6 protein-coding genes and 2 tRNA genes are annotated in these 8,254 nt (G+C 32.0%); 3 read left to right on the forward strand and 5 right to left on the reverse strand.

The window, feature by feature from the left end; all coding sequences use genetic code 11:
- The first annotated feature begins 208 nt into the window (after positions 1–208).
- The gene (locus CCE28_RS15415) at positions 209–1,666 is read left to right on the forward strand and encodes a Na+/H+ antiporter NhaC family protein (RefSeq protein WP_242972993.1); all 1,458 of its coding nucleotides are present in this window, start codon (positions 209–211) and stop codon (positions 1,664–1,666) included.
- A 201-nt stretch (positions 1,667–1,867) separates the two neighbouring features.
- Here CCE28_RS15415 and CCE28_RS15420 read toward each other — a convergent pair.
- The 4 genes from CCE28_RS15420 to CCE28_RS15435 form a co-directional block, all read right to left on the reverse strand.
- Positions 1,868–1,943, reverse strand: a tRNA-Thr gene (locus CCE28_RS15420).
- 4 nt (positions 1,944–1,947) lie between these two features.
- Positions 1,948–2,023 (reverse strand) — tRNA-Lys (locus CCE28_RS15425).
- A 159-nt stretch (positions 2,024–2,182) separates the two neighbouring features.
- Positions 2,183–3,163, reverse strand: a complete 981-nt coding sequence (locus CCE28_RS15430; protein WP_095134619.1) for an ATP-binding protein — start codon at positions 3,161–3,163, stop codon at positions 2,183–2,185.
- A 9-nt stretch (positions 3,164–3,172) separates the two neighbouring features.
- The gene (locus CCE28_RS15435) at positions 3,173–4,237 is read right to left on the reverse strand and encodes a DnaD domain-containing protein (RefSeq protein ID WP_095134620.1); all 1,065 of its coding nucleotides are present in this window, start codon (positions 4,235–4,237) and stop codon (positions 3,173–3,175) included.
- A 170-nt stretch (positions 4,238–4,407) separates the two neighbouring features.
- On the opposite strand from CCE28_RS15435, the gene CCE28_RS15440 reads away from it, so the two are divergent.
- Positions 4,408–5,919 carry a M1 family metallopeptidase gene (locus CCE28_RS15440; RefSeq protein WP_176461859.1) on the forward strand — a complete coding sequence of 504 codons (1,512 nt, stop codon included), beginning with the start codon at positions 4,408–4,410 and terminating at the stop codon, positions 5,917–5,919.
- Positions 5,920–6,005: 86 nt separating this feature from the next.
- A complete protein-coding gene (locus CCE28_RS15445; RefSeq protein WP_095134622.1) occupies positions 6,006–7,373 on the forward strand; it encodes a peptidoglycan DD-metalloendopeptidase family protein in 1,368 nt (455 codons plus the stop codon).
- 77 nt (positions 7,374–7,450) lie between these two features.
- Here CCE28_RS15445 and CCE28_RS22310 read toward each other — a convergent pair whose 3' ends face one another.
- Positions 7,451–7,948: a hypothetical protein gene (locus CCE28_RS22310; RefSeq protein ID WP_176461860.1), complete on the reverse strand. Its 498-nt coding sequence runs from the start codon at positions 7,946–7,948 to the stop codon at positions 7,451–7,453.
- Between the last annotated feature and the right edge of the window lie 306 nt (positions 7,949–8,254).

The raw sequence follows: 8,254 nt of genomic DNA on the forward strand, positions 1-8,254 counted from the left end.
ACATATACAAAACTCTGTTATAAACCCTATGGGTTATATGGTATGGATCTCACTTTGAAGGAAGGAGAATAACAACATTCTCAATAAGGAAAAGCCATTGGGAATTGAATAGTAAACTGGAGGTACTAAATATGAGCATGGACATAATCTGGAAGGTATCATATATGCTATGGGAGATTTATATATAATAAAAAAAGGAGGATCAATTATGGCAATAATAAAAATATCACCTATATTTGTACTGGCAGGACTTATGATAAGTGGAATGGATGTACTATTGGCAGCACCAATGGCTACAATAGTTGCTGTTTTAATTGCTATGGCTACTGAAAAGTATTCTTTCAAGAAAATTCTAGATTTGGCCTTAGACAATGTTAGGGAAATCGTAATCGTATTTTTTATTCTTATGTTTGCTTATGGTTTGGCAGAATCCTTTATGGCTACAGGTGTTGGAGCGTCTATCATCATCATGTCTCTAAAGATGGGTGTAACGGCAAAGAGTGTGGCAGTAGTTGGCTTTATAGTTACATGTATATTATCAATTGCAACGGGAACTAGTTGGGGAACATTTGCAGCCTGTGCTCCTGTATTTTTATGGTTAAACCATATAGTAGGTGGAGATATACTATTGACAGTGGCATCTATCGCTGGTGGAGCCTGTTTTGGAGATAATATTGGTCTTATATCTGATACGACAGTGCTAAGTTCTGGATTACAACAAGTAGAAATTATACACAGGGTTAGACATCAAGGACCTTGGTCTGGACTATGTTTAATTGCAACTGCCATAGTAATATTTGTAACAGGAACTATTATGGGTCTTCCTTCAACAGTGGGAAATGCCACAGAGGCAATAAATCAAATTCCTCCAGAAGCATGGGCTTCGTTAGCAGAGCAAAGAGCATCAGCAGTAACCTTATTAGAACAGGTTCAGGCAGGGGTACCATTTTATATGATAATACCTCTTATTATCGTTATAGGTATGGCTATTAAAGGTTTCCAAACAATGATTTGTTTAGGAGCTGGAATCGTATCTTCTTTAATATTAGGAACAGTTGCTGGAACAGTTGAATCCTTAAATGGATTTTTAGAATTAATATATACAGGTTTTTCCGATGCAGGTAGTTGGTCCATAGTAATGATGATGTGGGTAGCTGCATTTGGAGGAATAATGAATAGTATGAAGGCCTTTGAACCTATATCTAAGGGTATAATATCTATGGCTAAGAATGTTAGACAGTTAATGTGCTGTAATGCACTATTATGTTTAATTGGTAATGCTGCTTTAGGTGATGAAACGGCAGAAATAGTAACAATAAGTCCTATCATGAAAACTATAACTGATGAAAACGTGGAAGCTAGTGAAGAGGATATGTATAAGTTAAGACTTAGAAATGCCACTTTTGCGGATGCAATGGGAGTTTATGGATCACAGCTTATTCCTTGGCATTGTTTCGTATTATTCTATGTGGCTATAGCAAAAGCTGTATATCCTCTTCATAGTTTTGTTCCGACAGATATTATAAGATATAACTTTATGGCCTATATAGCAGTGGGATCCATGTTGATCTTAACGTTTACTGGTTGGGATAGATTCATACCACTATTTGCTCTACCACGTGAACCTAAAGTTAAGTTAAGAAAACAGAAGTCTTTAGTAAAATAATGTCCAAAGGCATATTATAAATTGAGAATCCGTAAAAAAATAACAGCCATCTAGTGGGAATTCCTAGGTGGCTGTTGTTTTTATATATTTTATATTAAACACGATTAATACTATAAGGGGGATTAATTATGTTTAATAGGATAGACATGAAAAAAAAAGAAGCATGAGTTTCCTGATCTCACGCCCCTCTTTTATATGTATTGGAGCTGGTGAAGGGACTTGAACCCATAACCTGCTGATTACAAGTCAGCTGCTCTACCAATTGAGCCACACCAGCGTGATGGTGACCCATCCGCGGCTCGAACGCGGGACACCTTGATTAAAAGTCAAGTGCTCTACCAACTGAGCTAATGGGTCGTACTACTCACATTTATATATATTACAACATGGATAGACTAATGTCAACAAAATTTTCAGTCATAAATTTTTCCAATAGGTTAAATGATTAACCTGTTCCAATGAGGTCCTATTCATGGCCTATTTTGCAATAAAAAAACAGCTTATAACTAAGCTGTTTTATACTTCCCATCTTAAATCATCACCATAAAACTTCATTACCTTAAATTTACTAAATATCCTTGAGAAAATTCGCTCACTATAGGTAGTAGCAATTTCCTTTGGACCCAAGTTTGTGGAGATGATAAGTTTTTTATCATTTATTAATCTAGTATTTAATATGTGAAATATTTCTGAATTAGTAAAGGTATTAGTTAGTTCAGTTCCTAAATCGTCTATAATGAGTAAATCGCAATCAAATAACATTTGGTAACTCTCTTTGATTAAAGGGTCTTTAACCTTGCTAAATTTATATTGTTCAATAATATCTAATATTTTAAATGCCGTTTGATAAACTACTATCTTACCCCTATCTAGTAATTCTTTGGCTATGCAGTTACACATGAAAGTTTTACCTAATCCTGTAGTTCCATAAAATAATAAGTTTTCATTACTTTGATTAAAATTATTTACAAAGAGACCACAATCTTCTAGTACATGTTGCATATTCTCGTAGGGTGTTAATTCTTCTCCCTCAAAGGGATTGTTATCGTATAAACTTATTTTAAAGTTATTAAAATTTTCTTTTTCTAACACCTTATCTAAATTAGACATTTTATAGGCATGGTTTATGAGTTTTTGCTTAAAACATGTACATTTACGACCATTTTGTAGAAAGCCCGTATCATTACAGCTTGTACAATTATATTGAATTTCCAGGTAGTTAAGGGGAACGTTATTTTCTGTTAACAATATGGCCTTTTCCTGCTTTAAACTTTCTAAAGTTACTTTTAATTCACTTAGGTATTGATCATAATTATGGGCATTAGTTAATATGGCCTTGGCCATATGAATTCCTGTTTTATTTATCTCATCTTCTATTTCTTTAAGCTTAGGTAATAGGGCGTGAACTTGTTTTTTTCTATCTTCTAGTTCTTTTTCAGCTTTGTCTCTAGATTTTTCATATTCAAGGAGTATAGTCTTTGAAATATTTTTTGCCATGTTGTTCACCTACCTCTTTCTTCGGACTAATTTTTCTAGTTCATCACTGGAATATTTATCAGTACGTTGCTTAAAGTTATGAAATCTATTATTAGAAAAGCCCTTTTTCACAGGAGCTTTATTTACAGCACCTTTTTCTTTATGGGCTGCCTCTTTGGCGTTTACTTCATCAATTGTATTAATCTTATCTTGTTTCCATCCTTTTAATATACTGTTTATAAAGTTAATGTTAGGGTTAGAAGTTTTAGAAGAATTTTCACAGGCTTTTAAAACTAATTCCATAGAAAAATTCCATTCGTTAAACCAAACATCCATAATTCTCTTTTCATTTTCAGATGGAGGTCTGTGACCAAAACCTAATGCCTTAAATACCCTTTTGTATTGAGAAAACTTTGTATCCGTTTGTTCTAAATAGTTATCTAGCTTTTCACCTGTAGTAATGCCATTATCATACCAATTTCTTATGACAGCACCCACATAGTTTATATTCTTAATGTTCTTTTTCTCTACACAATAATCAAAGGCTCTTATTATTAAATCAGGATCCATACTATAGTTGTAAATCCATTCTAATACAATCTTCATTTCGTTAGGATATAGACTTCTTTTTAGAAGTTGATTTACTTCGTAGAACATATCATTAATCTCAGGAACTTTTTTTGCTTCTAGTAAATCTTTAGCAGAACAAGAGTAAGTACCTGATACGGGTTCATCAGCTTCTGCAACACTATTAGTAGCTTTGTAATTATTATCTATATACAGTTGCTTCAAACTTAAAAATTCAACTGTAAAATCATAAGGATTATCATCACTTGTGAAGTGCTTTTTTATTATGCCTTTTTTTTCCCAGAAATCCCATGCGTCCATTACGTCAGATAAGGGGATACTAAGATGTCTTCCTATAGTTTGATTATTCACACTAAGAGAGGGATCTCTATCATTTGCGTATTTGTATCCAAGGAGATATACTTTCACATGGGTTCCATTAGCCATGGGCATAAAATCATTTATAAATATATTTTCTACAGAAGTATCTCCCAAGTCTATTTTAGTTGTTTCTTTAAAAAAGTGCATTTTACCCCTCCTTGTACTAATTATATCATATGAGTTTTAGTGTAGCCTTATAATTATAACCTATTCACATATAAATTTAAACTGGAAACACATAGGAGGGACTGTCCTATATGCATATACCCAATATGAAAACATATAAATATAATAGGGAAATTCTAAGGGGGGCTTGTATGCGTTTGATTTTTAGTAAGAGAAAAATAAAGGTTATGGGAATAATATTAGGCCTATTGTTCATGGCAAATTTTGCTTCCGAGTATGAAATCTTAAAGAGTGTTCCCACTGGTTTTCAAAGGGAATACGAAAATGAAACTTCTACCGAGTACAATATTAAAGGAGAATTTGATCCAGTAGAAAAACTAGTAACTATAAAGGAAAATATTTCATATATAAATACTAGCAAGGCTACTTTTAAAAGTATATATCTTCATTTGTATCCTAATGCTTTTAAAGAAGAAAAGACTGTTCCATTTGAAGAATGCGATATGCCATTAGCTTATCCTAATGGATTTGAATCTGGATATATGAGAATAATAAATGTTAAGAGTGGAAATGAAAACTTAAAGTTTAATGTAATTGGTATTGGAGATAGTATATTAAAAATAGAATTAAAAGAAGATTTAAAACCTGGAGAAAAAGTTCATGTAGATATTGACTATATGTTAAAGATACCTCCTTCCTGCGGACGTTTTGGATATGGAAGTGATACTATAAACTTGGGAAATTGGTACCCTATTATGGCTGTCTATGATGAAAAAGGATGGAACTTAGACCCATATTTTGCCATTGGAGATCCTTTTTATAGCCATGTTGCAAATTATAGGGTAGAAATTTTAGTTCCAAAGGAATATAATATGGCCTATTCTGGGAAAATTATTAAAAAGGAAGAAATTAATGGAAAAATACGATGGACTATGGAGGGCAAAAACATAAGGGATTTTGCTTTAATTATAAGTGATAAATATAAAGTTAGAGAAACTGATTTAGATGGTATAACAGTAAAATCCTATTCCTTAGAAGAAGATTATATAGGTTTGGCATTAGAGACTGCTGAGGATAGTGTTAAAATATTTAATAGTCTCTATGGCAAATACCCATATGACCAAATTACAGTAGCCGCATCAGATTTTTTTATAGGTGGTATGGAGTATCCTAATATAGTTTTTATAGATAAGAGTCTTTACTCTGAAGAAAGGAAACAGACCCTAGAGTATGTAGTAGCTCATGAAGTGGCCCATCAATGGTGGTATGGCCTCGTTGGCAATAATGAAGTTAAAGAAGCTTGGTTAGATGAAGCATTAACAGAGTATTCAACTTTACTATATTATGAAAAAAAATATGGGAAAAAAGCTAAGAATGCCATATATGAGGATATGATAGTAAGATATTATAATGCATATAAAAATAGTAAAAATGGTAATACTGAAAAAGTATATAGGAGTGTATCAGAATTTAATAATTCTAGAGAATATCAAGCTTTAGTTTATTTTAAAGGTGCCATATTTGTGGAAAATTTAAGAAAAGAATTAGGAGATGATACTTTTTTTAAGATATTGAAGGTGTACTTTGACAAATATAAATATAAAATTGCCAAAACTGATGACTTTTTAAATGTATGTGAACAGATATCTAACCAAAATTTGGAGCATTTCTTCAAAAAATGGATAGATTTTGAGAAAAGATAAGCCTATTTAATTATTTGGACGTATATGATATACTATATTGGTAGAATAGGCTAGTTTTACAAAATTAAGAGAGGAAGTCTCAAAAGATGAAAATAGAAGAAGTATCTGGCAAGTTGAAGAAATTGAGTAAAAAACAGAAAATTGGTTTAATAGGAACTTTAAGTTTATGTTTAATACTTATGTCTACTTTTCTTTATATAAATAGCATGGCCTTCGAAGTAAAGTCTAATGGGAAAACCATTGCAATCGTTAAAGAAAAAGAAGATTTCCAAATGGCATTGGAAAGTGTTAAAGAAAATATGTTTAAAGCCTATGGAAAGAAAATTGTATTTGATGAGGTCATAACTTATGAAAGAGTGAAAGTAGATAAAGAAAAAATAGCAGATTTACAAGGAATAAAGAAAGCTATTTTAAGAAATATAAACTTAGAAGTTATGGCAAGTGGTATATGGGTGGATGATAAGTGTGTTGTGGCATTGTCTACCAAATCACAAGCTGAAGAAGTTTTAAAAGAAATTAAGTCTATGTATAAGCCAGATGAAAAAGCTAAAGTTGAAAAATATGATTATGCAGAAAATATTAAGATAGATAAAGTTCAGATTAAAGGATCAGAAGTTAAAGATGTGAATGAAGCTATAAGTCTTATATTAAAGGGAACTGATGAGGAGAAAACTCATAAAGTTGAAAAGGGCGAAAGCTTTTGGACTATAGCTAAAAAATATAAAATAAGTGTTGAAGATTTAACTAAAGCCAACATGGATGTTAAACCAGAAAAATTACAAATAGGCCAAAGTATTAGTTTAATAGTTCCTAAGGCTCTTTTAACAGTAGAAACTATAACAAATACTACCTTCGAGAAGAAGATACCTTATGAGGTAGAATTTGAAGATACATCAGCCCTTTATAAGGGTGAAAAGAAAGTAAAGAAAAAGGGGAAGAATGGTGTAAAAGAAGTTCTAGCTCAAGTAGTAACACAAAATGGTATTCAAGTGGCCATGAATGTGGTTAGTGAAAATGTAGTATCAAGTCCAGTGACTCAAATTGTATTAAAGGGAACTAAAAAGGTTCCACCAAGGATAGGTACAGGTACATTTATAAAACCTACTAGAGGAAGATTGTCCTCTAAGTTTGGTTGGAGATGGGGAAGAAGACATACGGGAATAGATATAGCTGCCCCTTATGGTACACCAGTTATAGCTGCAGATGGAGGTAAAGTTACTTTTTCTGGATGGAAGAGTGGATATGGTTATTTAGTAATAATAGACCATGGATCTAATACGGTAACTTATTATGCTCATAATAGTAAGCTATTAGTTAAAAAGGGTCAAAAGGTATTTAAGGGACAAAAGATTGCCCTAGTAGGAAGTACGGGAAGAAGTACTGGACCTCATGTTCACTTTGAAGTGAGAAAGAATAAGGTTCCTGTAAATCCATTAAAATATGTAAAATATTAATATTAAAATAATAATAAACCGTTTCCAGATGGAGACGGTTTATTAGATTTTATAGTTTTTTAGAAATTTATTATTTATTAATGATCACATTTCTTTTCGCATTTCTTTTCACATTTCTTTTCGCATTTCTTTTCGCATTTCTTTTCGCATTTCTTCTTACATTTCTTCTTACATTTCTTTCTGCATTTCTTTCTGCATTTCTTTATACATCTTTTTATACATCTCTTTATGCATTTTTTTATACATTTCTTTATACATCTCTTTATACAGTCATCGTCTTCGTCTTCATCATCATCGTCTTCATCATCATCGTCTTCATCATCATCGTCTTCGTCTTCGTCATCATCGTCTTCATCATCATCGTCTTCATCTTCATAGTCTTCATCATCATCGTCTTCATCTTCATAGTCTTCATTTTCATAGTCTTCATTTTCATAGTCTTCTATATATTCATCAATGCATTCATCAATACATTCTTCTATGAAGTCTTCTATGCAGTCTTTTATACATTCTTTTAAACATTTTTTTTCACATTTTCTCATACATTTTTTATATGGTTTATGATGCTTAGTCAAATTTAAAACCTCCTTCCTTTTGGTTCATTATATGTTTGTCCTTCAATAGTGTTACAGACTTACAAAAATATTAAGAAGGGAGAAAATAATAAACTGCCTCTATATGGAGACAGTTTATTAGGTTTTATCTGTCGTCTATTTTTTAACCCCTTAAAATGATATTTTCATCCCAAGAGCTGCTACATCCTATTCCTGAGTCACTTTCACTTTTAATCGGGTAGAACTTCTATTTTTGAACCTCTTAAAATGGTATCTTGCTGCCAAGTACCTGTACATCCTAATCCTGAGTCGCTTTCACATTCAATT

It is taken from the genome of Anaeromicrobium sediminis (assembly GCF_002270055.1).
Lineage (GTDB): Bacteria > Bacillota > Clostridia > Peptostreptococcales > Thermotaleaceae > Anaeromicrobium > Anaeromicrobium sediminis.

Excerpts from the sequence above, each read along its gene's own strand:
- CCE28_RS15415 (WP_242972993.1), top strand. The coding sequence starts at position 209 with ATGGCAATAATAAAAATATCACCTATATTTGTACTGGCAGGACTTATG.
- CCE28_RS15430 (WP_095134619.1), bottom strand. The coding sequence starts at position 3,163 with ATGGCAAAAAATATTTCAAAGACTATACTCCTTGAATATGAAAAATCT.
- CCE28_RS15435 (WP_095134620.1), bottom strand. The coding sequence starts at position 4,237 with ATGCACTTTTTTAAAGAAACAACTAAAATAGACTTGGGAGATACTTCT.
- CCE28_RS15440 (WP_176461859.1), top strand. The coding sequence starts at position 4,408 with ATGCGTTTGATTTTTAGTAAGAGAAAAATAAAGGTTATGGGAATAATA.
- CCE28_RS15445 (WP_095134622.1), top strand. The coding sequence starts at position 6,006 with ATGAAAATAGAAGAAGTATCTGGCAAGTTGAAGAAATTGAGTAAAAAA.